22 protein-coding genes and 1 pseudogene are annotated in these 24,992 nt (G+C 63.7%); 14 read left to right on the forward strand and 9 right to left on the reverse strand.

All coding sequences use genetic code 11. From position 1 onward, the window contains the following. Positions 1 to 57: 57 nt before the first annotated feature. The 6 genes from ACODSV_RS30760 to ACODSV_RS30785 all read right to left on the reverse strand — a co-directional run bounded on the left by ACODSV_RS30760 (position 58) and on the right by ACODSV_RS30785 (position 5,099). Positions 58 to 723, reverse strand: coding sequence for a response regulator transcription factor (locus tag ACODSV_RS30760; protein ID WP_024076326.1), 666 nt, complete (start codon positions 721 to 723; stop codon positions 58 to 60). A 24-nt stretch (positions 724 to 747) separates the two neighbouring features. Then, positions 748 to 1,287 (reverse strand): PQQ-dependent catabolism-associated CXXCW motif protein, encoded by a 540-nt coding sequence (locus ACODSV_RS30765; RefSeq protein WP_150056090.1) that lies wholly within the window; start codon positions 1,285 to 1,287, stop codon positions 748 to 750. A gap of 108 nt (positions 1,288 to 1,395) precedes the next feature. Continuing rightward, positions 1,396 to 2,187: an ABC transporter permease gene (locus tag ACODSV_RS30770; protein ID WP_150056091.1), complete on the reverse strand. Its 792-nt coding sequence runs from the start codon at positions 2,185 to 2,187 to the stop codon at positions 1,396 to 1,398. Beyond that, positions 2,184 to 2,924, reverse strand: coding sequence for an ABC transporter ATP-binding protein (locus tag ACODSV_RS30775; RefSeq protein WP_024076324.1), 741 nt, complete (start codon positions 2,922 to 2,924; stop codon positions 2,184 to 2,186). The genes ACODSV_RS30770 and ACODSV_RS30775 overlap by 4 nt, the downstream gene beginning before the upstream one ends. Next, positions 2,921 to 3,880: a YVTN family beta-propeller repeat protein gene (locus tag ACODSV_RS30780; protein ID WP_024076323.1), complete on the reverse strand. Its 960-nt coding sequence runs from the start codon at positions 3,878 to 3,880 to the stop codon at positions 2,921 to 2,923. Before ACODSV_RS30780 ends, ACODSV_RS30775 begins: the two co-directional genes overlap by 4 nt. A gap of 34 nt (positions 3,881 to 3,914) precedes the next feature. Beyond that, positions 3,915 to 5,099: an ABC transporter substrate-binding protein gene (locus ACODSV_RS30785; RefSeq protein WP_150095378.1), complete on the reverse strand. Its 1,185-nt coding sequence runs from the start codon at positions 5,097 to 5,099 to the stop codon at positions 3,915 to 3,917. A 279-nt stretch (positions 5,100 to 5,378) separates the two neighbouring features. On the opposite strand from ACODSV_RS30785, the gene ACODSV_RS30790 reads away from it, so the two are divergent. Together ACODSV_RS30790 and ACODSV_RS30795 are read left to right on the forward strand one after the other, a co-directional pair. Continuing rightward, on the forward strand, positions 5,379 to 6,641 hold the full coding sequence (locus ACODSV_RS30790) for a sensor histidine kinase (RefSeq protein WP_489047162.1): 1,263 nt from the start codon (positions 5,379 to 5,381) through the stop codon (positions 6,639 to 6,641). After that, a complete protein-coding gene (locus tag ACODSV_RS30795) occupies positions 6,638 to 7,264 on the forward strand; it encodes a response regulator transcription factor (protein WP_024076319.1) in 627 nt (208 codons plus the stop codon). Before ACODSV_RS30790 ends, ACODSV_RS30795 begins: the two co-directional genes overlap by 4 nt. Positions 7,265 to 7,395: 131 nt before the next feature. Here the strand turns inward: ACODSV_RS30795 and ACODSV_RS30800 are convergent, their stop codons facing one another. After that, positions 7,396 to 8,043 (reverse strand): pentapeptide repeat-containing protein, encoded by a 648-nt coding sequence (locus tag ACODSV_RS30800; protein ID WP_150055102.1) that lies wholly within the window; start codon positions 8,041 to 8,043, stop codon positions 7,396 to 7,398. A 122-nt stretch (positions 8,044 to 8,165) separates the two neighbouring features. Further along, positions 8,166 to 10,061 carry a quinoprotein ethanol dehydrogenase gene (gene exaA, locus ACODSV_RS30805; RefSeq protein WP_150055101.1) on the reverse strand — a complete coding sequence of 632 codons (1,896 nt, stop codon included), beginning with the start codon at positions 10,059 to 10,061 and terminating at the stop codon, positions 8,166 to 8,168. Between the two features lie 255 nt (positions 10,062 to 10,316). Here exaA and pedF point away from each other — a divergent pair, with 255 nt between their 5' ends. The 12 genes from pedF (at position 10,317) to ACODSV_RS30865 (ending at position 24,599) form a co-directional block, all read left to right on the forward strand. Beyond that, positions 10,317 to 10,778, forward strand: a complete 462-nt coding sequence (gene pedF, locus ACODSV_RS30810) for a cytochrome c-550 PedF (RefSeq protein ID WP_024076316.1) — start codon at positions 10,317 to 10,319, stop codon at positions 10,776 to 10,778. 3 nt (positions 10,779 to 10,781) lie between these two features. Further along, positions 10,782 to 11,657 (forward strand): substrate-binding periplasmic protein, encoded by an 876-nt coding sequence (locus tag ACODSV_RS30815; RefSeq protein WP_024076315.1) that lies wholly within the window; start codon positions 10,782 to 10,784, stop codon positions 11,655 to 11,657. A 21-nt stretch (positions 11,658 to 11,678) separates the two neighbouring features. Next, positions 11,679 to 12,440 (forward strand): quinoprotein dehydrogenase-associated SoxYZ-like carrier, encoded by a 762-nt coding sequence (locus ACODSV_RS30820; protein ID WP_069077433.1) that lies wholly within the window; start codon positions 11,679 to 11,681, stop codon positions 12,438 to 12,440. A gap of 16 nt (positions 12,441 to 12,456) precedes the next feature. Then, positions 12,457 to 13,389, forward strand: a complete 933-nt coding sequence (locus tag ACODSV_RS30825; protein ID WP_150055100.1) for a quinoprotein relay system zinc metallohydrolase 1 — start codon at positions 12,457 to 12,459, stop codon at positions 13,387 to 13,389. Between the two features lie 135 nt (positions 13,390 to 13,524). Further along, on the forward strand, positions 13,525 to 15,300 hold the full coding sequence (locus ACODSV_RS30830; protein ID WP_024076312.1) for a PQQ-dependent methanol/ethanol family dehydrogenase: 1,776 nt from the start codon (positions 13,525 to 13,527) through the stop codon (positions 15,298 to 15,300). Positions 15,301 to 15,421: 121 nt separating this feature from the next. Continuing rightward, complete coding sequence (gene exaC / locus ACODSV_RS30835) at positions 15,422 to 16,942, forward strand: acetaldehyde dehydrogenase ExaC (RefSeq protein WP_024076311.1); 1,521 nt, start codon at positions 15,422 to 15,424, stop codon at positions 16,940 to 16,942. 318 nt (positions 16,943 to 17,260) lie between these two features. After that, positions 17,261 to 17,332 carry a pyrroloquinoline quinone precursor peptide PqqA gene (gene pqqA / locus ACODSV_RS30840; protein ID WP_010209364.1) on the forward strand — a complete coding sequence of 24 codons (72 nt, stop codon included), beginning with the start codon at positions 17,261 to 17,263 and terminating at the stop codon, positions 17,330 to 17,332. Between the two features lie 127 nt (positions 17,333 to 17,459). After that, on the forward strand, positions 17,460 to 18,623 hold the full coding sequence (ercA, locus tag ACODSV_RS30845; protein WP_024076310.1) for an alcohol dehydrogenase-like regulatory protein ErcA: 1,164 nt from the start codon (positions 17,460 to 17,462) through the stop codon (positions 18,621 to 18,623). Continuing rightward, on the forward strand, positions 18,607 to 19,977 hold the full coding sequence (locus tag ACODSV_RS30850; protein ID WP_150054589.1) for an ATP-binding response regulator: 1,371 nt from the start codon (positions 18,607 to 18,609) through the stop codon (positions 19,975 to 19,977). Before ercA ends, ACODSV_RS30850 begins: the two co-directional genes overlap by 17 nt. A 79-nt stretch (positions 19,978 to 20,056) precedes the next feature. Continuing rightward, the gene (locus ACODSV_RS30855) at positions 20,057 to 21,535 is read left to right on the forward strand and encodes a DASS family sodium-coupled anion symporter (protein WP_150054588.1); all 1,479 of its coding nucleotides are present in this window, start codon (positions 20,057 to 20,059) and stop codon (positions 21,533 to 21,535) included. 278 nt (positions 21,536 to 21,813) lie between these two features. Next, positions 21,814 to 23,457, forward strand: coding sequence for an MFS transporter (locus ACODSV_RS30860; protein ID WP_024076307.1), 1,644 nt, complete (start codon positions 21,814 to 21,816; stop codon positions 23,455 to 23,457). Next, complete coding sequence (locus ACODSV_RS30865; RefSeq protein ID WP_024076306.1) at positions 23,454 to 24,599, forward strand: HlyD family secretion protein; 1,146 nt, start codon at positions 23,454 to 23,456, stop codon at positions 24,597 to 24,599. Before ACODSV_RS30860 ends, ACODSV_RS30865 begins: the two co-directional genes overlap by 4 nt. Positions 24,600 to 24,690: 91 nt before the next feature. Here the strand turns inward: ACODSV_RS30865 and ACODSV_RS30870 are convergent. Next, positions 24,691 to 24,992, reverse strand: a pseudogene (locus ACODSV_RS30870) (aldose 1-epimerase); the annotation flags it as partial.

Raw genomic sequence — 24,992 nt, forward strand, 5'->3', positions numbered from 1 at the left:
CCACTGCCATCGGGGGCAAGCCCCCTCCCACCTTTGATTGGTGTTGTGTCAGGAAACTCAGCGGCGCAGGTACGAGCCGAAATCTATATCTCCGGCACTGAGTATCGCCTGCACCCGGTTGTGCACATTCAACTTGCGCAGGATCGCCGACACGTGGGCCTTCACGGTGGTCTCGGCAATTTCCAGGGTGTAGGCAATCTGTTTGTTCGACTCACCCTTGGTCATGCGTTCCAGGACCAGCAACTGCTTGCGGGTCAATGCCTGCAGCAGTTCGGGGGCGAAGCCGGGGTTTTCGTTGAGGCGGCGGTGGGTACCGGTTTTCTGGGTGCGGATGATGTCCGGCGGCAGGTACACGTTGCCGTTGAGAATCTGCTGGATCGCCTCGGTCATCTGCTGGCGTGGCGAGGACTTGGTGATAAAACCAACGGCACCGTAGGTGATGGCTTGCAGCACGATCTGCTTGTCCTGCTCGGCCGACACGATTACCACCGGAATGGTCGGCGACTCGTTGCGCAGGTTGATCAGGCCATTGAGGCCGTGCATGCCGGGCATGTTCAGGTCGAGCAGGATCAGGTCCAGGTCGTCGTGTTCCTGGGTCAGCGCCAGGGCACTGTCCAGGTCGGCGGTCTCCATCACTTCGCTGCCGGGGAAACCGTCGCTGATGACGTTATGGATCGCTTCGCGAAACAGCGGGTGATCATCGGCAATCAGGATTTTGTACATGGCCGTTCACCTTTCTTATTGTGGTTATTCAAATGGCTCGGGTTGCGCAACCGACACCGGCAGCTTCGCCGCTTCCCAGGCATCCAGGCCATCGCGATACCAGTACACAGAGGTATAGCCCAGGTTGGCGGCACGTTTTACCGCGTTCCAACTCAACCAGCAATCGGAGCGGCAATAGAAGACCAGCGGTCGTGTCGGGTCGCCGCCGCTGTAGGTGTACAGGTGGCGCACGAAGTAGCTTTGCCATTCCGGCGTGAGGTCGCCATCGCCGGTATTGGCCAGCCAGTGGCTGCCGGGCAGGTTGGCGTGAGGCTGGTCTTCGATGAAGCGACCTTGCAGCCATTGACGCCGATACACGTCGATCAGCACCGGTGCCGGGGTCTGCGCCAGCAGGGCTTGCAGGGCCGGGGTGTCGATGATCGTGGCGCCCGGCAAGTGATCGGGCGTGGGGCTGCGGTACAGGCTGATGCGGTAGCCGTCGGCGGAAAACAGTGGGGTGTCGGCATGCGCGTGAGCGATGAACAGACACAGCAGTGCCAACAGAGGCAGTCGGGCAGGCAGCATGGCGGGGCAATCCTTATCGTTATGCGGCCATTACACGTGAGTCCCGAGCCCTTGGGAATGCGACGATAGACAGGAAAACCAGTACTAAAGTAGTAGTTTTTGCCAGCCTCAGCCCTTTTTGCGCAACGCCGCATGCTGAGGGTTGAAGGTCAGTACCGCCAACACCGCGAACAGCGCGGTCAAGCCCAGGCAGATCGCCAGGGCCAGGCCGGCGAAGCGTTCATACAGGGCAAAGCGCACCAGCTCCACGGCGTGGGTAAACGGGTTGATCGCGCACAACCAGTACAGCCATTCACTGGAGTCGCGCATCTTCCACAGCGGGTACAGCGCCGATGACAGGAAAAACAACGGGAAGATCACGAAATTCATCACTCCGGCAAAGTTTTCCAACTGGCGAATCGCGTTCGACAGCAGCAGGCCCAGGGCACTCAGCATCAAGGCCACCAGCAGCAAGGCGGGCAGGGCGATCAGCAGCCCCATGGCCGGCGGTTGCACACCGTATACCCAGGCAATCGCCAGGAACCCGTACACCTGCAACAGCGAAATCAACGCGGTGGCGAGCAGCTTGCTGCACAGCAAAAATGTGCGCGGCAGCGGGCTGGTCAGCAGCACGCGCATGCTGCCCATCTCGCGGTCGTAGACCATCGACAACGAACCCTGCATGCCGTTGAACAGCAGGATCATGCAGGCCAGCCCCGGGATGATGTAGACCTCGTAGGGGATGTAAGTGTCGTAGGGTTCGATCACCGAAATGCCCAGCGCAGCGCGGAACCCGGCGGCAAACACCAGCAGCCACAACAGCGGGCGCACCAGGGCGCTGAGAAACCGGGTGCGCTGCAACACAAAGCGCAGCCACTCGCGCAGCACGATGCCGCGCAAGCATTGCCAGTAAGCGTTCATGCCACGGCTCCTGTGGGGGCGGGGCGGGTCAGGCGCGCAAACACGCTGCCCAGGTCGCCGCCCTGGGCCTGGATCAACGCATCGACTTGCCCGCTGGCCACCAAGCGGCCCTGGTGCAGAATCATCAGCGCATCGTCGGGCTGCACTTCATCGAGCAGGTGGGTGGTCCACAGCACGCTGATGCCTTGCTCCAGGCACAGCCTGCGCACGTGCTGGTTCAGGGCCAGGCGGCTGGCGGGGTCGAGGCCGACACTGGCTTCATCCAACAGCAGCAAGCGGGGTTCGTGCAGCAACGCCCGGGCGATTTCGACGCGGCGCCGGTGACCGCCGTTGAGTTCGCGGACTTTTTCGCGGCGCCGTTCCGTCAGGGCCTGGCGCGCCAGCTCGGCGGCAACACGCAGGTCGGTCTGGCGCCGCGATAAGCCGTGCAGCGCAGCGTGGTAGCGCAGGTTCTGCTCCACGCTCAAATCCAGGTCCAGGGTGCTTTGCTGGAACACCACCCCCAGTTGTGTGAGCGCTGCGCGTGGCGCATCGCGCAGGGAGTGGCCGCCCACGCGGATATCGCCGCTTTGCAAGTCGTACAACCGCGTGAGCAGCGCGATCAAGGTGGATTTGCCCGCGCCGTTGGGCCCCAGCAACGCGGCAAACCCTCCGGGCGCCAGGCTGAAACTCACCTCGTGCAGGGCCTGGCGTGCGCCATAGGCGAAGCTCAGGTCGCGCACCTCCAGGGCGTTCATGGCGTCACCACCACGCCCCATGGATAACGTCCGACCTTGACCGACTTGATCACCTTGAGGCTGTCCACATCGATCACCGATACATCGCCGCTCACGCCATTGGTGGCCAGCAACTGTTTTTCATCCGGGGTGAATGCCATCTGCCAGACGCGGCGGCCTACCAGCAGGTAGTCGAGGATTTCGAAGGTCTTGGCATCGATCACCGCCACATGGTTGGCCGGGCCGAGGGCGACAAAGCCGTACTTGCCGTCGGCGCTGAGCTTGATCCCGACCGGCTGCACCTTGTCCGGGTGCACGCCCTTGATCTTGAAGGTCAGGGTCTTGAGGATCGTGCGGCTGGCCACGTCGAGGATGGTCACGGTGCCGCCGATTTCCGCCGAAGCCCACAACTGCGAGCCATCGTGGTTGAACTCGACGAAGCGCGGGCGCTGGTCCACCAGGGTGCTGTCGGCCAGGGTCTGGGTGCTGGTGTCGATCCAATGCAGCATGTTCGTGGTTTCGCTGGTGTTCACCGCCCACTTGCCGTCCGGGCTCACGGCCATGCCTTCAGGCTCCACGCCGACGTTGATCTGGCCGAGCACCTTGGAGGTCTCGGTGTCGATCACCGTCACCAGCGCATCGTCTTCGTTGGACACGTACAACCAGCGGTTATTGGGGTGCAAGGCGAACTGCTCGGGGTCTTTGCCGGAGGGCAGTTCCTTGATGATCTTGCGCGTCGCCACGTCCATCACCTGTACCCGGTCCGAATCGCTGGCGCAGATGTACAGCAACGTGTTGTCGTGGGACAGCAACAAGCCCCGTGGGCGCTGGCCGACCTTGAGGGTGTCGGTGACTTGCAGGGTCTGCATGTCGATCAGGCTCAGGCTGTTGTCTTTCTCGTTGGAGACCCAGGCGGTGCTGGCCATGGCGTGCCCGGCGGCAAGCAGCAGGGCGCATGAGAGCAGGGTGCGGCGCATGGCGGATTCCTTATTATTGTGAGTAGGGGAGCGATCAGGGGAAGCGGCAGGTCACCTCGGGCTTGTCGTAGCCCAGGCTGTCCATTTCGTTGAAGGGGTGCAGGAAACCGTCCTGGGGCGAGGTGCTGACCAGGGCGCGGGGCTGCACGATCGGGATCGGTTGGCGCAACTCGCCGTTCCACGGGCGGTAGCTGAGCTTGCGGCCCTTGAAACCGTCCAGTGGCAATTGTTCGCTGATCTCCAGTTGGCGGATGGCCATGGGCTCGACCTGGCGCAACTTGTTGACCGCACTGGCGACGCTGCGCACGGCCATCCAGGCGGCGAAGTCGCGGTCGTTCATCCAGCGCCCGGCCAGGGCCTCGAAGCGTTTTTGCAATTGCGCGGCGCCGTAGGTCTCGACGGTTTTGTGCCAGCCGGTGGGCGTCAGGCCCTGAGTGCCGGCGACGGGGCGCGGGTACCAGGTCTGGTAGGGCACGTACTCGCCGAAGTCGCCGCGCTCATCGGCCACCAGCACCACGTCGTATTCGGCGGTCTGGGTGAACAGCGGCATATCCGCCTGGGCACTGCGGCGTTGGTCGTTATCGAAACGCCAGGCTTTTTCCGCCACCAACTGCACGCCGAAACGCTTGGCGGCGCGGCGCAGGGCGGCGGCGTAGGCTTGGTCATCCTCGGTGGGGCCGACGATCAGCAGCGCCTTTTGCCATTTGCGCACCACCATGAACTGCGCCAGGGCATCGGCGAGCATGGCCCGGCTCGGCAGGCTGTGCAGCACGTTACCCAGGCAGTCGGTGCTGCGCAGGCTGTCATCCGGGCTGCCTGCGTTGAATAGCAGGCTGTCGGGCAGTGCCGCGCTGAGTTGGCGCAGGCTGGCGGCGGGGGCGTTGACCACGAACAGGCGCAGGCCCTGGGCGTGCTGGGCCTGGGCGGCGGCGAGCAGGGCCTCGGGGGTGTCCACCGTGGCGCTGGTCAGGCTGTAGCGCTGGTTGAGAAAGGCGCCGGTGCTGTTGCTGTCGATGATCGCCAGCTCGGCGCCGCGTTGCCCGGCATCGCTCGGCTCGGGGATCACATTCGACAGCAGCGGCCCCGGATCCGGCCGGTAGCCCAGGTAGCCGATCTGTACCGCCAGCGGCGCCTCGGCGGCCTGGCTGGCGCTGGCCACCCCGGCGGCGCAAGCGATCGCCAGCAGGTACAGCACGGCGTAGGGGGCGAGCTGGCGCATAAGGCACTCCATGACAGGTAGCGCCAGCATAGGAACCCTTGGGGGCGCTGCAAATATGCAGAAAGTACCGCTGGGGCAGTACCAAGGTAGTAGCCCCGCGCGCGTGGCGCGGTCTTAGCATGGGGCATCCGCGTCGCGCTCACTCGGGAGATGAACGCTCATGCACATCCTCAAGGTCCTGCTCCTACCGTTCCTGCTGATCGTCAGCCTGATCGGCGTCGACAAGCTGCACGCACCACGCCCGGCGTCGAGCGTGCCCGCCAGCGTGGCGCGCTAGGCATGTCGGCGCTGTGGCGCATCAACCTGTGGGTGTGCGGCTTTTTCGCCCTGGTCACCTGCGCCTGCACTGGCCTGTTGATGCACCAGGCCTTGGCGGATGTGGAGCGCGAGCTGCAATCGGCCGAAGCGGTGGTGCACTACCTCAGCGAAACCGCCGAGCGCGACCCCGCCAGCCTGCAACCGCACCTCACCGCCAGCCTGCGTCATGTGCGCGTGCATTGGCTGGGGCCTGGCGAAACCTTGCAGGCACCGGCGGCAGACGGCCTGGATGCCTGGCTCGGCCGCCTGCTGTTTGCCCAGGCGCGGCGCAGCCCCCAGGTACTGGACTTGCCGGACGGCCGGCGCGTGTCGATCGCGGTCGACCCACGGGATGAAATCGACGAAGTCTGGGACTCCCTGCAACAACTGTTGGGCCTGTGCGCGTTGGCGCTGGCCTTGAGCCTGTTGACCATCCGTTGGGCGGTGCGCCGTGGCATGGGCGTGCTCGATGAGTTGCTGCGGGCCCTGCAGCAGCTGTGCGCCGGCCAGCTCAATGTCCGTCTACGCAGCGCGGGGTCGCCGGAAGCGCGGCAACTGGCGCTGCATTTCAACCGCATGACCCACGCCCTGGAGCAGGCGCGCACCGACAACACCCAACTGACCCAGACCCTGATGGCGGTGCAGGAGCAGGAGCGCAATCACCTGGCCCAGACCCTGCACGATGACCTGGGCCAATACCTGGCCGGCATTCGCGCCCAGGCCTGCCTGTTACGCCTGGTCACCGACCAGTCGCCATTGCTGGCGCGCACGGTGGCGCAACTGGAAGATCACTGCGACCACTTGCAGCAAGGTTTTCGCGCGCTGGTCCACGACCTGTACCCGGTGGCCCTGCAACACCTGCCGATGGCCGAGGCTTTTTCGATGCTGGTCACGCAGTGGCAGGCCAGCCATGGCATCGATTGCCGGCTACGGGTCAGCACCGATTTGCCGGCATTGTCCGGAGCGAGCAAGACTCACCTCTACCGCCTGCTCCAGGAGGCCCTGACCAATGTCGTGCGGCATGCCGACGCCAGCCATGTCTGCGTGCGCCTGCACCGTCGCGGTTCGCGCCTGCGCCTGTGGGTGCGCGACAACGGGCGCGGTGCACAAACGCCGCAGCGCCCGGGTGTCGGCCTGTATTCGATGGCCGAACGCGCGCGCTGCCTGGGCGGCGAACTGAAAATCCTCAGCCATCCCGGCGCCGGTTGGGCGCTGGCGTTGAACATGCCATTGGAGGCTTCATGAATATTCTGTTGGTGGATGACCACGCGGTGGTGCGCCAGGGCTATGCCAGCCTGTTGCGGGCGCTGCTGCCGGCCATTGAGGTGCGCGAGGCGGCCAGTGGTGAAGAAGCCCTCAGCCGAGTGCAGGAAGCGGTGCCGAACCTGGTGATCATGGACTTCGGCCTGCCCGGTATCAGCGGCCTGGAAACCACGCGCCGCCTGCGCCAGCGCCTGCCGCAGTTGCGCGTGCTGTTCTTCAGCATGCACGACGAATTACCGCTGGTGCGCCAGGCCCTGGAGGCGGGGGCCTCAGGCTACCTGACCAAAAGCTCGGCGCCCGAGGTGTTGATCGAAGCGGTGCGGCGCATCCTCGACGGCCACGCCTATATCGAACAGGCCCTGGCCACCGAGCTGGCCTACACCCCCAGCGATCAACGCCTGCAGGGCATGACCCCGCGCGAGCTGGAGATTTTCCTGATGCTGGCCAAGGGCACGCCTACCCGGGCGATTGCCGACCAGCTGAATATCAGCAGCAAGACCGTGTCCAACCACTTGACCTTGCTCAAGAGCAAGTTGCAGGTCAGTTCCCATGCCGAACTGGTGCATCTGGGGATCGACATGGGTGTGGTGAGAGTAGCGGGCTGACAATTTTCTCTCTGTTTCACACCATTCAAATGTGGGAGGGGGCTTGCCCCCGATAGCGGTGGATCAGTCAATGCCTGAGTGACTGAAGCTATCGGGGGCAAGCCCCCTCCCACATTTTGAATGGCGGTGTGCTAACGATTCCAGGTGGTAGGACAGTCTTTGCAGCCTTCCATATTGGCATCCTGAAAGTTCGCATAGTGCTGGCGACTGCCGGTGAGCGTGGCCTGTTCCAGGTTGCTTTCGCCGAACTTGGCTTCCTGTAGATTCGCATCGCTCAGGTCCGCTCCTTGCAGGTCGGCCTTGCTCAGCCAGGTCATTTCCAGGTCGGCGGCGCGCAGGTTGGCCTTGTGCATTTTTGCCCCCGACAGCCGTGCGAATTGCAGGTAGGCCGCGCTGAGGTTGGCGTTTTCGAACTGTGCGCCCTGGGCAAACAGGCCCCAACCCTGGATCGCCATCAGCGTCGCGCCGGTGAAGTCGGCCAGGCGCAGGTTGCTTTGCTGCAAGCTGGCGCGGGTCAGGTTGGCGCCCTGCAACCGGGCTTTTTCCAGGTTGGCCAGGTCGAGGTTGGCATGGCGCAAATCGGCGTCGCGCAGGTCGGCACCGGCCAGGTTCATTCTGCTCAGGTCCTGGTTGCTGAGGTTGGCGCCCTTGAGGTTGGCGCCGGGGCATTGGCTGTGTTCGGCGATCGTACAGCCGTTGATGACCAGTGGGGCGTCGTCGCCGTCGTCGGCGTGCGCCAGGGGCAGGGAGAGCAGGAGTAACAAGGGCAGGTAGTTCATCGTGCAACCTCTAGGGATCCTGTGGGGAGCGGGTTTACTGTGGCAAGCGGGCTTACTGTGGCAAGCCCGCTCGCCACAGGAGCCCGCTTACTGCAAAAGGCGGCCCGGCATTCTCGCAGGGGTTATTTTTGCGCGGTTTTCTGATCCCAGCTCGGGATCTTGAACACCCAGAACGACCCGCCTTGCGCCACCGGCTTGGTCAGCTCGGCCATGTCGCCGCCCCACAACGGCACCGCGCCGCCATAGCCGACGGTGACGCCAATGTACTGCTCGCCATCCTGTTCCCAGGTGATCGGCGGCGAGACGATGCCGCTGCCGGTCTGGAACTTCCACAGCTCCTTGCCGGTTTTCGCGTCGAAGGCCTTGAAGAAACCATCGCCGGTCCCGGTGAACACCAGGTTGCCCTTGGTCGCCAGCACGCCGGCCCACAACGGCAGGTGTTCCTTGTGTTCCCACACCACCTTGCCGGTAGTGGGGTTCATCGCGCGCAGGGTGCCGACGTGGTCCTCATACATGCGCTTGATACGAAAGCCCATGCCCAGGTAGGCCGAGCCCTTCTTGTAGTTGACCTCTTCGGTCCAGTATTCCTCTTTCCACTGGTTGCCCGGGATGTAGAACAGGCCGGTGTCCTGGCTGTAGGCCATGGGGTTCCAGTTCTTGCCGCCCAGGAACGGCGGAGAGACCTCCACGGGCTTGCCCTTGGTTTCACCCGGCAATGGCTTGGCCGGGCGCTGGCCTGGGTTTTCCACGGGGCGGCCGGTCTTCAGGTCGATATGGCTGGCCCAGGTAATGTTGTCGACAAACGGGAAGGCGTTCTGCAGCTTGCCGTTGTTGCGGTCGACCACGTAGAAGAAACCGTTGCGGTCGGCGTGGCCGGTAGCCTTGACCACTTTGCCGTCCTTGTCCTTGTAGTCGAACAGCACCAGTTCGTTGTTGCCGGAGAAGTCCCAGGCATCGTTCGGTGTGTGCTGGTAGAACCATTTCACTTCGCCGGTGCTCGGGTCGACGCCGACCTGGCCGGAGGTGTAGAGGCTGTCGAAATCGTGGGGGTTGCCGTCCTTGGAGGTGCGCGCCCAGGTGTTCCACGGGCCGGGGTTGCCGGCGCCGACGATGAGGGTGTTGGTCTCGGCATCGAAGCTCGCGCTCTGCCAAGGTGCGCCGCCGCCGTGGCTCCAGGCCTCGACCTTGCCGGTTTCGGTGGTCGGGTCATCCGGCCACGACGGGGCTTTCACGTCGCCGGTCGGCGTGCTGTCCTTGCCGTTGAGGCGGCCCATATGGCCCTCCACGAACGGACGCATCCAGACCTCTTCGCCGGTGTCCGGGTCACGCGCAAACAGCTGGCCGACCACGCCGAACTCATCGCCGGAGCTGCCGTGGATCAGCAGCACCTTGCCGCTGACCTTATCCTTGATCAGCACCGGGGCGCCGGTCATGGTGTAGCCAGCGGCGTGGTCGCCGAACTTCTTGTTCCACACCACTTTGCCGGTGTTCTTGTCGAGAGCGATCAGGCGCGCGTCGAGGGTACCGAAGTAGATCTTGTCGCCGAAGATCGCCGCTCCCCGGTTGACCACGTCACAGCAGGGGCGAATGTTGTCGGGCAGGCGGTGATTGTAGGTCCACAGGCGCTTGCCGGTCTTGGCGTCGAGGGCGAACACGCGGGAGTAGGAACCGGTCACGTAGACCACGCCGTCGCTGACGATGGCCTGGGATTCCTGGCCGCGTTGTTTCTCATCGCCGAACGAGTAGGACCAGGCCGGGGTGAGCTTGAACACGTTCTTGTCGTTGACCTGGGCCAGCGGGCTCCAGCGCTGGGCGTTGGTGCCCATGCCGTATTGCAGCACGTCCTGGGTAGTCAGGTGGTCGTTGGCGATGTCTTCCCAGGTGACGTTGCGGGTTTGCTTGGCCGCAGGCTCGGCGGCGGCATAGCCCGCGGCACTGAGGGACAGGCTGCCCACCAGCACGAAGGCTTGCACGGCAAGGCTTAAAGGTGAGAGGGCGGGTAGCGATCTTATTGTCATGGTTGCAGTTCCCAGTGGAGGTTTTGGCCTGCACAGGGTGGCGCGTCAGGGGGCCGGACGGATACGGAAAAACGCCCGCCGTGGCCGGGAAGACTTCCCGTGGCGCCGCTGTTTTAGGCGTGCCCCACAAGCCCTACTACCAAGGGAGGATAAGCCGGCCACCAAAGCAGCATACGGCCCATGCCCCGGGGTTTCTAAGATGGTTGCCATAGCCTCTGCAATGAGGTTTTGCGTGCAATCCTGAGGGCAAAAATAATGACAACAAAACACAACGCCTTGCTTGTCGCCGGGCTGTTGGCCGGTGTGATCGCTGCGGGCTCCGCCTGGGCCCATGGCAACGTGGTCCCGCAAGCCGTGGAAACCAAGGGCCTGACCTCGATCAAGGACGCCGGCGTGCCGGTCAACGAAGACGGCTGGGCGGCGGTCAATCCGTACCGCACCTCCCCTGAACACGACCGGGCCGTGGAAATCGGCTCGTCCGCCTATAACCAGAACTGCGCCGCCTGCCACGGCCTGGAAGCCAAGTCCGGCGGCATCGCCCCCGACCTGCGCATGCTCGACGTGGGCGAAGCCGGTGATGAGTGGTTCGTCGAGCGCGTGCGTCATGGCGCGGTACGCGACGGCCGGGTGTATATGCCGAAGATGGCCGACTACCTGAGCCAGGAAGCCTTGTGGGCCGTGCGCACTTACCTGGACACCGTGCACGTCGAGGAGTAAGCCATGCGCCTGTTCGCTTATGTGCTTGGCCTGGCCCTGCTGTGTTGCCAGACGGCACAGGCACAGGTGCGCAGCTATGACCAGATGATCGCCGACGGCGAACTGAAAGTGGCGGTGTACAAGGACTTTGCCCCCTACAGCTTTGAAGACGGCGCCACCCCGCGTGGGGTCGACGTGGAGCTGGCCCAGGCCCTGGCCAAGGCGCTGGGGGTGCAACTCACGTTGATCTGGGCGCCGGCCGGCGAGAAGCTTGACGACGACCTGCGCGACTACATCTGGCGCGGCAGCCCGTTGCACAACCAGCAATTGGCCGACCTGATGATGCGCGCGCCCTACGACCGCGATTACGCGCAAAAGCGCAATGACCAGGGCGAACTGGAAAACGGCCATGTGGTGATGTTCGGGCCTTACCAGAACGAACAATGGCAGGTGGCCTACGATCGCCGGCGCCTGGACAAGGTCGCCAGCGTGGCGGTGTTCGAGCAGCACCCGGTCGGCGTCGAAGTCGACAGCGTGCCGTCGTTCTACCTGACCTCGGTGTTCAACGGCATGCTTGCCGGCAAGACCCATCACTACCCCGGCGTGCCACAGGCCTTTGCGGCGATGAAGGCCGGCGAGGTCGATGCGGTGATGGCCATGCGTGGCGAAATCGACTGGCAGGTGCATGAGGCCCACGACCCGCAACTGGCCCTGGCCGAGAACGCCTACCCGAACATGGGCAGGCAACGCTGGGAAATCGGCATGGCGGTGCATGAAAGCAATCGCCAGTTGGCCTACGCGGTGGAAGAGGCCCTTGAAGGCCTGATCCGCGACGGTTCGCTGCAAGCCATCTACAGCCATTACGGCCTGCAATACGAAGTGCCCGAGATGTACCAATAGGAGCAGGCGATGATCTGGCGACTGAACGTGCGACTGAGCTGCCTGCTGGCCTGCTGGTTACCGCTGGCGGCCCACGCCGTGGACGTCGAGCCGGGCAAGGACCCAGTGCCGTCGGTGATGTGGGCGTTCTACCACAAGCAGTTCCTGGCCGAAGCGCCGTTTGTGTTCGATGAACGGGTCAAGCTGCTGGCGCCGCCGTTTGCCGAAGATGCGCGCCAGGTGCCGCTGGAGATCGACGCCCGGGCGTTCAAGGGCCATGTGCTGAAAATCCTCGCCTGGGCCGAGCTCAACCCATTGCCGAAGATCGTCGACTTCCAGCCCAAGGCCGGGGTGCTGCCGTGGCTATCGCTGCGGATTCGTATCGAACAGGCCACGCCGTTGCGCGCGGCAGTGCTCACCGACGACGGGCTGTGGCACGTCGGCTCGACCCTGATCGATGCGGCCGGCGGCGGCTGCACCGCGCCCAGCGTGGTACGCACCCAGCCCGGCTGGGAAGAACACATCGGTGAAGTGCTCGGCGGGCGTTACCCGCGTGGCGAGTTCAGCCGGGTGCGCGTGCAGGTGGCGCATCCGATGGACAACGGCATGGTCAGCGGCATCCCCGAGTTCTACCTCAACCATGCGCAACTGCGGGGCCAGGACGGCCAGGTGCTGGCCGAGCTGGAGCTGTTCCCGGCGGTCAGCGAAAACCCCAACCTGGCCTTTGATATCGACGCGCCAGGGCCGACCCGCCTGGTGTTGCGCGACAACAGTGGCAATGAATTCGACGCCGCCATTCCCTGACCAGAAGGAGCGCGGCATGCGCTGGATTCTATTGCTGTGCCTGAGTTTGAGCCTGCCCGCGCTGGCGGACCTGGACTACGCCCTCAAGCCACGGTTGATCGCCGATGACACCTGGCTGCTCGAAGGCAGTACCGACAACTTCGCCAAGGCCAATGGCGGCAATATCGTCAACACCGCTTTTATCGTCACCGAGGCGGGCGTGGTGGTGATCGACACCGGCCCGTCGCGGCGCTACGGCGAAGCCATGCGCGAGGCCATCGCCAGCGTCACCCCCAAGCCGGTGATCCAGGTGCTGATTACCCATCATCACCCCGACCATGCGCTGGGCAACCAGGCGTTCAAGGACGTGCCTATCGGCGCCCTGGCCGACACCACGCGCCTGCTGCATGAGCAAGGCGACGGCATGGCGGAAAACCTCTACCGCATGGTCGGCGACTGGATGCGCGGCACCGAGGTGGTGTTGCCCACCCAGGTGTTGGAACCCGGTGTGCTGAGCGTTGGCCGCCACGACTTGCGCCTGCTCGCATTGACCGGCCACACCGGCGCCGACCTGGCCGTTCTCGACCAGAGCACCGGCGTGCTGTTTGCCGGCGACCTGGTGTTCTACCAACGCGCGCTTACCACGCCCAACAGCCCTGGGTTGACGGCGTGGCTGGCCGACCTCGACACCCTGCAAGCCTTGCCCTGGACGTTGATCGTGCCCGGCCACGGCCCGGTCGCCAGTGACGCGCAGCCCTTCGCCCAGATGCGCGACTACCTCACCTGGCTCGACCAATTGCTGCGCGACGGTGCCGCCCAGGGCAGCGACATGGCCGAGATGATCCGCAGCCCCATTCCCGAGCGTTTCGCCGCCATCAGCCTGAGCCGCTACGAACTGATCCGCAGCGTCAGCCACTTGTATCCGCGTTATGAGCGCGAGCAGATGCAACGCGTCGACTCGGCGCGCTGAGCGGCCAGACCCGCTACTAAGGAACTAGCAATCTCGATACTGCGGTCAATTGTGACAACTGCCCCTGCGCCCAAGAATCGCTACCAGACCGGGAAAATTTCCCGGGTATAACAAAAAACCGCAGAGGTAGCCGTCATGACCCAACCCGCACGCCGCCAACCCTTCGCCTTGAGTGTGTTGCTCGGTGCCATTCTGTTATCCGGCCAAGCCATGGCCGCCGTGACCGACCAGGACATCCTCCAGGACCCGAAAAACCCTGGGCAGATCGTCACCAACGGCCTGGGCGTGCAGGGCCAGCGCTACAGCCCGCTCGACACCCTCAATGTGGACAACGTCAAGGACCTGCGCCCGGTCTGGGCCTTCTCCTTTGGCGGCGAGAAACAGCGCGGCCAGCAGGCGCAGCCGATGATCAAGGACGGGGTGATGTACCTCACCGGTTCCTACTCGCGGGTGTTCGCGGTGGATGCGCGCACCGGCAAGAAACTCTGGCAGTACGATGCGCGCCTGCCCGATGACATCCGCCCCTGCTGCGACGTGATCAACCGTGGTGTGGCGCTGTACGGCGACCTGGTGTTCTTCGGCACCCTCGATGCCAAGCTGGTAGCGCTGAATAAAGACACCGGAAAAGTGGTGTGGAGCAAGCAGGTTGCCGACCACAAGGAAGGTTACTCGATCAGCGCCGCGCCCCTGGTGGTCAACGGCAAGCTGATTACCGGCGTGGCCGGTGGCGAATTCGGCGTGGTGGGCAAGATCCAGGCCTACGACCCGAAAAACGGCGACCTGCTGTGGATGCGTCCAACCGTCGAAGGCCATATGGGCTATGTCTACAAGGACGGCAAGGCCGTGGAGAACGGTATTTCCGGCGGCGAGGCGGGCAAGACCTGGCCTGGCGACCTGTGGAAGACCGGCGGCGCGGCGCCATGGCTGGGCGGCTACTACGACCCGGAAACCAACCTGCTGCTGTTCGGCACCGGCAACCCGGCGCCGTGGAACTCGCACCTGCGCCCCGGCGACAACCTCTATTCATCCTCGCGCCTGGCGCTGAACCCGGATGACGGCACCATCAAGTGGCACTTCCAGAGCACGCCCCACGACGGCTGGGACTATGACGGCGTGAACGAGCTGGTCTCCTTCAACTACACCGAAGGCGGCAAGGAAATCAAAGCGGCGGCCACCGCCGACCGTAACGGCTTCTTCTACGTGCTCGACCGCACCAACGGCAAGTTCATCCGTGGCTTCCCGTTTGTCGACAAGATCACCTGGGCAAGCGGCCTGGATAAGGACGGCCGGCCGATCTACAACGAAGCCAGTCGCCCAGGCGCACCGGGCGGTGAAACCAAAGGCACCTCGGTGTTCGTCGCCCCGGCGTTCCTCGGCGCGAAAAACTGGATGCCGATGGCCTACAACCGTGACACCGGGCTGTTCTATGTGCCGTCCAACGAATGGGGCATGGACATCTGGAACGAAGACATCGCCTACAAAAAAGGCGCGGCGTTCCTCGGGGCGGGCTTCACCATCAAGCCGTTGAACGAAGACTACATCGGCGTACTGCGTGCCATCGACCCGAAGACCGGCAAGGAAGTCTGGCGCCACAAGAACTTCGCGCCGCTGTGGGGCGGGGTGCTGACCACCAAGGGCAACCTGGTGTTCACCGGCACGCCGGAAGGTTTCCTGCAGGCGTTCAACGCCAAGACCGGCGAGAAGGTCTGGGAGTTCCAGACCGGTTCCGGCGTACTCGGCTCGCCTGTGACCTGGGAAATGGACGGCGAACAGTACGTCTCGGTGCTCTCCGGCTGGGGCGGCGCGGTGCCGTTGTGGGGCGGTGAAGTGGCCAAGCGCATCAAGGACTTCAACCAGGGCGGCATGCTCTGGACCTTCAAGCTGCCCAAAGAACTGGTCGCCAAACACTGAATCTACGACCAAATGACAAGAGCCCCCCTGCCAACGGCGCATTCGCCCGGCAGCGGGGGCTCTCTACTATCGGGTCATCGCCTGTTGACCGACAGGCCCGGACCCAGACAGAGGCCTTAACATGATCTACGCACAACCTGGCACCCCTGGCGCCATCGTCAGCTTCAAGTCGCGCTACGGTAACTACATCGGCGGCGAATTCGTCGCGCCGCAGAGCGGCCAGTACTTCACCAACACCTCGCCGGTGACCGGTGAGCAGATCGCCGAATTCCCGCGCTCCAACGCCGCCGACATCGACAAGGCCCTCGACGCCGCCCACGCCGCCGCTGACGCCTGGGGCAAGACCTCGGCCCAGGATCGCGCCTTGGTGCTGCTGAAAATCGCCGACCGCATCGAACAGAACCTCGAAGTGCTGGCCGTGACCGAAAGCTGGGACAACGGCAAGGCCGTGCGCGAGACGCTCAACGCCGACGTGCCCCTGGCCGCTGACCACTTCCGCTATTTCGCCGGGTGCATCCGTGCCCAGGAAGGCGGCGCCGCCGAGATCAACGAACACACCGCTGCCTATCACTTCCATGAGCCATTGGGTGTGGTCGGGCAGATCATTCCGTGGAACTTCCCGCTGCTGATGGCGGCCTGGAAACTCGCCCCGGCCCTGGCCGCCGGTAACTGCATCGTGCTCAAGCCGGCCGAGCAGACGCCGCTGTCGATCATGGTGTTTGCCGAGTTGATCAATGACCTGCTGCCACCGGGCGTGCTGAATATCGTCCAGGGCTTTGGCCGCGAAGCCGGCGAAGCGCTGGCCACCAGCAAGCGCATCGCCAAGATCGCCTTTACCGGCTCGACGCCTATCGGCGCGCACATCATGCATGCGGCCGCCGAGAACATCATCCCGTCGACTGTGGAACTGGGCGGCAAGTCGCCGAACATCTTCTTCGAAGACATCATGAACGCCGAGCCACAGTTCATCGAAAAGGCCGCCGAAGGCCTGGTGCTGGCGTTCTTCAACCAAGGTGAAGTGTGCACCTGCCCGTCGCGGGCGCTGGTGCAGGAGTCGATCTACGACGACTTCATGAAAGTGGTGATGAAGAAGATCGTCAAGATCAAGCGCGGCAACCCGCTGGACACCGAAACCATGGTCGGCGCCCAGGCGTCCGAGCAGCAATACGACAAGATCCTGTCCTACCTGAAAATCGCCCAGGAAGAGGGCGCCGAGTTGCTCACCGGCGGCGCGGCCGAGCGCCTGGAGGGCGACCTGTCCAGCGGTTACTACATCCAGCCGACCCTGCTCAAGGGCCACAACAAGATGCGCGTGTTCCAGGAAGAAATCTTCGGCCCGGTGGTGGGTATCACCACCTTCAAGGACGAAGCCGAAGCCCTGGCGATCGCCAACGACAGCGAATTCGGCCTGGGTGCCGGGCTGTGGACCCGTGATATCAACCGTGCCTACCGCATGGGCCGGGCGATCAAGGCCGGTCGCGTGTGGACCAACTGCTACCACCTGTACCCGGCGCATGCCGCGTTTGGCGGCTACAAGAAGTCCGGCGTGGGGCGTGAGAACCACAAGATGATGTTGGATCACTACCAGCAGACCAAGAACCTGCTGGTGAGCTACGACATCAATCCGTTGGGGTTCTTCTAACCCTCCGATGCAACGCGGTCCCCTGTGGGAGGGGGCTTGCCCCCGATAGCGGTGTGTCAGTCACAGCTGTTTCAGCTGACACGCCCTCATCGGGGGCAAGCCCCCTCCCACATGTTGCTCCCCGTACGTTCGCGACCAATGCAGTGCCCGCACTCGTTCGAAAGCAGCATTCGTACCCCGCCCCTCCCACATGTTGCTCCCTGTACGTTCGCGACTAATGCAGTGCCCTCACTCGTTCGAAAGTAGCATTCGCACCCCCATCCCCCCATGCATTAATGCCTTCACCGGAATCTTCCGGCACAACAAGAGGACCGCCCCATGTGGACTAAACCCGCGTTTACCGACCTGCGTATCGGCTTTGAAGTGACCATGTACTTCGCCAGCCGCTGATCCACCCCCGGCCAGCCACGCGCTGGCCGGGCTCGTTTTGGGAATGACCCTTTGGTCTGATTGCATTCGTCCGCGAATGGGTTAGTGTGAAGTGCATCTCCCAAAAATAATAACAACAGGCTTTCCAATGAGCCCAAATCTGAGCCTCCTGCGTAAATTCGTCTCGCCTGAAATCATCTTTGGTGCCGGCTGCCGGCACAACGTCGGTAATTACGCCAAGACCTTTGGTGCGCGCAAGGTCCTGGTGGTCAGCGACCCTGGTGTGATCGCCGCGGGGTGGGTGGCCGATGTGGAAGCCAGCCTGCAAGCCATCGGCATCGACTACTGCCTGTACAGCGACGTATCACCCAACCCGCGCGTCGAAGAAGTGATGCTGGGCGCCGAGGTGTACCGCGACAACCATTGCGACGTGATCGTCGCCATCGGTGGCGGCAGCCCCATGGACTGCGGCAAGGCCATCGGCATTGTGGTCGCCCATGGACGCAACATCCTCGAATTCGAAGGGGTGGACACCCTTCGCGTGCCCAGCCCGCCGTTGATCCTGATCCCCACCACCGCCGGCACGTCGGCGGATGTCTCGCAGTTCGTGATCATTTCCAACCAACAGGAACGCATGAAGTTCTCCATCGTCAGCAAGGCGGTGGTGCCGGATGTGTCGCTGATCGACCCGGAAACCACGGCCAGCATGGACCCGTTCCTGTCCGCCTGTACCGGTATCGACGCGCTGGTGCATGCCATCGAAGCGTTCGTGTCCACCGGTCACGGCCCGCTCACCGATCCCCATGCGCTGGAAGCCATGCGCTTGATCAACGGCAACCTGGTGCAGATGATCGCCAACCCCGGTGACATTGCCCTGCGCGAGAAGATCATGCTCGGCAGCATGCAGGCCGGCTTGGCGTTCTCCAATGCGATCCTCGGCGCGGTGCATGCCATGTCCCACAGCCTCGGCGGGTTTCTCGACCTGCCCCATGGGTTGTGCAACGCGGTGCTGGTGGAACACGTGGTGGCGTTCAACTACAACTCGGCGCCGGAGCGTTTCAAGGTGATTGCCGAGACGTTCGGCATCGACTGCCGGGGCCTCAACCATCGGCAGATTCGGGGGCGGCTGGTGGAGCATCTGATTGCCCTGAAACACGCGATCGGCTTTCACGAAACCCTCGGTTTGCACGGGGTGCGCGTGGCGGATATTCCGTTCCTATCCCAGCATGCCATGCACGACCCGTGCATCCTCACCAACCCCCGTGAGTCGAGCCAGCGTGACGTCGAGGTCGTCTATGGCGAAGCTCTCTGACGACCAGCAGCGCGCCCTGGCCGGGTTGCTGGGGCTGGGCGACCAGTCGGCGCGCAAGAGCCATTACCCGGAACTGACCGCGCGGCTCGATGAGCTGGAGGCCGAGCGCAAGCGCTACATCCGCCTTAACGATGAGCTGGAGCAACGGGTGGCGGCGCGCACCGATGAGTTGCTGGAAGCCAACCGCAACCTGCAACAGCAGATCGCCCAGCGCGAACAGGTCGAACAGGAACTGCGCGATGCCCGCGATGCCGCCGAGGCCGCCAACCGCAGCAAGGACAAATACCTCGCCGCCGCCAGCCATGACTTGTTGCAACCGCTCAACGCCGCGCGCCTGCTGATCGCCACCCTGCGCGAACGCAACTTGCCCAGCGTCGAGCAGGTGCTGGTCGAACGCACCCACCAGGCCCTGGAAGGCGCCGAGGATTTGCTCACCGACCTGCTGGATATCTCGCGGCTCGACCAGGCCGCGGTCAAGCCGGATGTGGCGGTGTATCGCCTGGATGAACTGTTTGCGCCGCTGGTCTCGGAATTCCAGTCAGTGGCCTTGGCCGCCGGGCTCAATCTGCGCGCGCATACCGGCCACTACGCGATTTGCACCGACTTGCGCCTGGTCACGCGCATCCTGCGCAATTTCCTCAGCAACGCCTGCCGTTACACCGACGACGGCTGCATCCTGCTCGGCGCGCGCCGCCGTGGCGACCGCCTGCACCTGGAAGTGTGGGACACCGGGCGCGGCATCCCGGCCGATCGGCTCGACGCGATCTTCCTCGAATTCAACCAGCTGGACGTCGGCCGCGCCTCGGACCGCAAGGGCGTGGGCCTGGGCTTGGCGATTGTCGAGCGTATCGCCGAGATCCTCGGCTACCCGGTGGCGGTGCGCTCGTGGCCGGGGCGCGGGTCGATGTTCAGCATCGAAGTGCCCATCAGCGAGGACATGCCGTTGGCCATCAGCCAGTTGCCGGTGCAAGCGACGACGGGCAACCCCTTGCCGGGGCGGCGTTTGCTGGTGCTGGATAACGAACTCAGCATCCTGGAAAGCATGAGCGCGCTGCTCGGCCAGTGGGGCTGCGAGGTGGTTACCGCCACCGACCAGGCCGGCGCCTTGCTGGCGTTGCAGGGCAGGGCGCCGGAGTTGATCCTGGCGGACTACCACCTCGACCACGGCGTGGTGGGTTGCGAGGTGGTCAAGTACCTGCGCGAGCACTTCGACCAGCCGATTCCCGCGGTGATCATCACGGCTGACCGCACCGACCAATGCCGGCGCATGCTGCGGCGGCTGGACGCGCCATTGTTGAACAAACCGGTCAAGCCCGGGAAGTTGCGGGCGGTATTGAGCCAGTTATTGGCCTAGGGTCTTGATACCTGTCAACACCGCCTGCGGCATTTTGCGCCATGCTCCCTGCCTGATTTGACGGCCGACGGAGAACCCCATGAGCGCCCCCGTAACAACCGCTGCATCCTTCAAGTTGCCCCTGGGCCTGGTCGTCGCCGTGCTGGTGATGGTCGGGGTGCTGCTGTTGCCGATGCCCGCCGACTTGCCGGTGGCGGGGCATCGCATGCTGGCGATCCTCGCGTTTGCCGTGGTGGTGTGGATCACCGAGGCGGTGTCGTATGAAGCCAGCGCGATCATGATCACTTCGCTGATGGCGTTCCTGCTCGGCACCGCGCCGTCGCTGCAAGACCCCACGCACCTGATCGGTTCCAGCCCGGCCATCAGCATGGCGCTTACCGGCTTTTCCAACCCCGCGCTCGCGCTGGTGGCGGGCGCGTTGTTCATCGCCGCCGCCATGACCCACACCGGCCTCGACCGGCGTATCGCCCTGGTCACCCTGACGCGGGTGGGTACCAGCACGCGCGGTATTCTGCTGGGGGCGATCGCGGTGACTATCCTGCTCAGCCTTGTCGTCCCCAGCGCCACTGCGCGCAGTGCCTGTGTGGTGCCGATCATGATGGGCGTGGTCGCCGCGTTTGGCGTCGACAAACGCTCCAACATCGCTGCGGGCTTGATGATCGTGGTGGCCCAGGGCACCAGCATCTGGAACGTCGGCATCCAGACCGCCGCCGCACAAAACCTGCTGACCGTGGGCTTTATGGACAAGATGCTCGGCCAGCGCGTGTCGTGGATCGACTGGCTGATCGCGGGGGCGCCATGGGCGCTGATCATGTCGGCGGTGCTGTTGTTCCTGGTGATCAAGCTGCTGCCACCGGAAAGCGACAGCATCCCTGGCGGCAAAGAGGCGGTGGCGCAGTCGCTGGTGGATATCGGCCCGATGACCGGGCCGCAGAAGCGCCTGCTGGCTGTGTCGGTGCTGCTTCTGCTGGCCTGGGCCACGGAAGGGCGCCTGCACAACTTCGACACCACCTCGACGACCTACGCCGGGCTGGTGTTCCTGCTGTTGCCGGGGATTGGTGTGATGACCTGGAAGGATGTGCAGTCGCGGATTCCGTGGGGCACGGTGATCGTGTTTGGCGTGGGCATCAGCCTGGGCACGGCGCTGCTGACCACCCAGGCCGGGCAGTGGCTGGGTTCGCAGGTGGTGGCGCACACTGGGCTGGACAAGGTCGGGCCGCTGGGCGTGTTTGCGATCCTCGGGGCGTTTTTGATCTTGATCCACTTGGGGTTTGCCAGTGCGACGGCGTTGACCTCGGCGTTGTTGCCGATCCTGATTGCGGTGTTGCAGACCTTGCCGGGGGAGTTCAACCGGTTGGGGATGACCATGCTATTGGGGTTTGTTGTCAGCTACGGGTTTATCCTGCCGATCAACGCGCCGCAGAACATGGTGTGTTTGGGGACTGGGACGTTTACGGCACGGCAGTTTGCCAAGGTGGGGATTTTGGTCACGTTGATCGGCTACCTGCTGATGCTGGTGTTTGCGGCGACTTACTGGAGCTGGCTCGGCTGGATCTGATAGGGCGTGTGGTCTCCAATACAAAGGAGATCCAATGTGGGAGGGGGCAAGCCCCTCCCACATTTTGATCTCCATGGACCAGATAGACCTTGCTCTGTACCCAACCCAGAAAGCTGGTCAGCCCAGACGCCGCCATCACCGCCAACCCCCATACTTGACCTTGCCCACGCCAGGCATCAATTGCCCCTTCAACATGGCAAGATGAACTCCTCTCAGGTTTACTACTCCCTGAGTAATGGAGTCACCGACCTTGCGTGTCGGCTCATCAAGGTCACCGAATGGACAAATACACCCCCCGCACCTGGCAGCCTCACGAGCGCCCGAGCCTGCCGGGCTCGCCGTCGACGCCGTTGCACCCCACCCACAAGCGCTGGCTGTATGCCTTGGTCGGCGTACTCGTAGCCATCACCGGCGGCCTGGGCAACTCGCTGGTGATCGCCAACCTGCAATACCTGCAAGGCGCCTTGGGCGCGACCACCGCGGAAATGGCCTGGTTGCCCGCCGCCTATGTGATGACCAACGTGTGCATGAACCTGCTGCTGGTGAAGTTTCGCCAGCAATTCGGCCTGCGTGCGTTTACCGAGGTGTTCCTGGTGCTCTATGCACTGGTGACCTTCGGCCACTTGTTCGTCAACGACCTCAACTCGGCCATCGCCGTGCGGGCAGCCCACGGGATGGTGGGGGCGGCGCTCAGTTCCCTGGGTTTGTACTACATGATCCAGGCGTTCCCCGCCAAATGGCGCTTGAAGGCGCTGGTGCTGGGGTTGGGGACCGCGCAGCTGGCCTTGCCCCTGGCGCGGTTGTTCTCCGAAGACCTGCTGCAAATCGCCGAATGGCGCGGCTTGTACCTGTTCGAACTGGGCATGGCGCTGATCTGCCTGGGCTGCGTGTTCCTGCTCAAGTTGCCGCCCGGCGACCGTTTCAAGACCTTTGAAAAACTCGACTTCCTCACCTTCGCCATTCTCGCCAGCGGTGTGGCGCTGCTCTGCGCGGTGCTGTCCTTGGGGCGCATCGACTGGTGGCTGGAAGCGCCGTGGATCGGCGTGGCCTCGGCCTGTTCCCTGGTGTTGATCATGACTGGCCTGGCCATTGAGCATAATCGCGCCAACCCGCTGCTGATGACCCGTTGGCTGGGCAGCGGCACCATGATTCGCCTGGCGCTGGCGGTGATCCTGATTCGCATGGTGTTGTCCGAGCAGTCCACCGGCGCGGTGGGGTTCATGCAGATGTTGAACATGAGCTACGAGCAGATGCACACGCTGTACGTGGTGATGCTGGCCGGGGCGATCAGCGGGCTGGTGGTCAGTGCGCTGACGATCAACCCGGCGCACTTGCTGATGCCGCTGGTGATTGCCCTGGCGCTGATGGCCACCGGCTCGGTGATGGACAGTTTCTCCAGTAACCTGACCCGCCCGCAGAACCTGTATATCAGCCAGTTCCTGCTAGGCTTTGGCGGCACCTTCTTTTTGGGGCCGACCATGGTGCTGGGGACTAAAAACGTGCTGACCAACCCACGCAACCTGGTGAGTTTCTCGGTGATGTTCGGGATCTGCCAGAACCTCGGCGGCCTGATCGGCGCGGCGTTGCTCGGCACGTTCCAGGTGGTGCGCGAGAAGTTTCACTCCAGCATGATCGTCGAGCACCTGACCTTGCTCGACCCTCGCGTGGCCGCCCGAGTGCAGGGCGGCGGCTCGGCCTATGGCGGCATCGTCGCTGACCCGGAGTTGCGCAACCTCATGGGGATTCGCAGCCTGGCCACCGCGGCAACCCGTGAGGCCAATGTCATGGCCTACAACGATGTGTTCATGCTGATCGCGATCATCGCGATCCTGACCATGATCTGGATCTTTATCCGCAGTCTGTGGCTGATGAGCACCACTAAAGCAGCCACTCCCGTTCAACCCAGCGGCGCCTCTTCATGACCGAACCGACCACGACCACTACCAATGCCATCGCCGCCACCCCGGAAGGCACCACACCACCGGGGGCCACCGTCACCGAACCGCGCTCCCTGTGGGTACGCATCCTTTCGTCCCTGGGCTTTGCCGCGATTGCCCTGGTGGGCGTGCTGGTCGTGCTGTACGCCTGGCAGCTGCCGCCGTTCAGCAGCGCGGTGGAAACCACCGAGAACGCCCTGGTGCGCGGCCAGGTGACCATTATCGGCCCGCAGCTCAGCGGCTATGTGTTCGAGGTGCCGGTGCAGGACTTCCAGTACGTCAAGGCCGGCGACTTGCTGGTGCGCCTGGATGACCGCATCTACCAGCAGCGCCTCGACCAGGCCCTGGCCCAACTGGCGGTGCAGAAGGCTTCGCTGGCCAATGTGGTGCAGCAACGCAACAGTGCCGAAGCAACGATCAAACTGCGCCAGGCCGCATTGGTGGACAGCCAGGCGCAGGCGCGCAAAAGCACCGCCGACTTGCGGCGCAATGAAGCGTTGATCAGCGACGGTTCGGTGTCCAAGCGCGAGCTGGACGTAACCCGCGCCGCCCATGCACAGACTATTGCGGCGGTCGCGCAAGCCCAGGCCAGCCTGGAAATCGCGCGGCAGGATTTGCAGACGGTCATCGTCAATCGCGGTTCCCTGGAAGCGGCCGTGGCCAGTGCCGAAGCGGCGTTGGAGTTGGCGCGTATCGACCTGTCCAACACCCGCATTACTGCACCCCGTGACGGTCAACTGGGGCAGATTGGCGTGAGGCTGGGTGCCTACGTCAACTCTGGCGCGCAGTTGATGGCGCTGGTGCCGAAGCACCTGTGGGTGATCGCGAATATGAAGGAAACCCAGATGAACAACGTGCAGGTGGGCCAACCGGTGACCTTCACCGTGGATGCGCTGAACCACCGCAAGTTTCGCGGCACGGTGCAGCATATATCCCCGGCCACCGGCTCGGAGTTCAGCCTGTTGCAGGCGGATAACGCCACGGGCAACTTTGTGAAGATTGCCCAGCGCGTGCCGGTAAGGATTACCGTGGACCCGGATCAGGCTGAGAGTGAACGGCTGCGGCCGGGGTTGTCGGTGGTGGTGAGTATCGACACCGCCGGCCGCCTCAAAAACTCCCCACCTTGACATCACTGACACAACACAAGTTAAAACTGTGGGAGGGGCGGTGCGACGATTCGACTTGCCCCCGATTGCGGTGTGTCAGTCAGCTCATCTGTTACTGATCCACCGCCATCGGGGGCAAGTCGAATCGTCGCACCGCCCCTCCCACATTTGGAATGTATTTCAAGGCGAAATCGAGGCGGGTTGATTGGCCTTGCTCCAATAACGCTAAGCCTGGTTTACCCGGCAGGTGATGAGCATTCACCGGATGACTCACCGGCTCGATGCAAAAGAACCCCAAGCCCGGCGGGCAGTACAGCAGGAAGTAATCGGCCCCGCTGGCCTGGCATTCCAGCGCATAGCCCAGTTCCGGCTGTTCGATCCGGCAGTACCCGTCCCACTGGCAAAAGCCATTGT

Source organism: Pseudomonas sp. FG86, assembly GCF_057808775.1.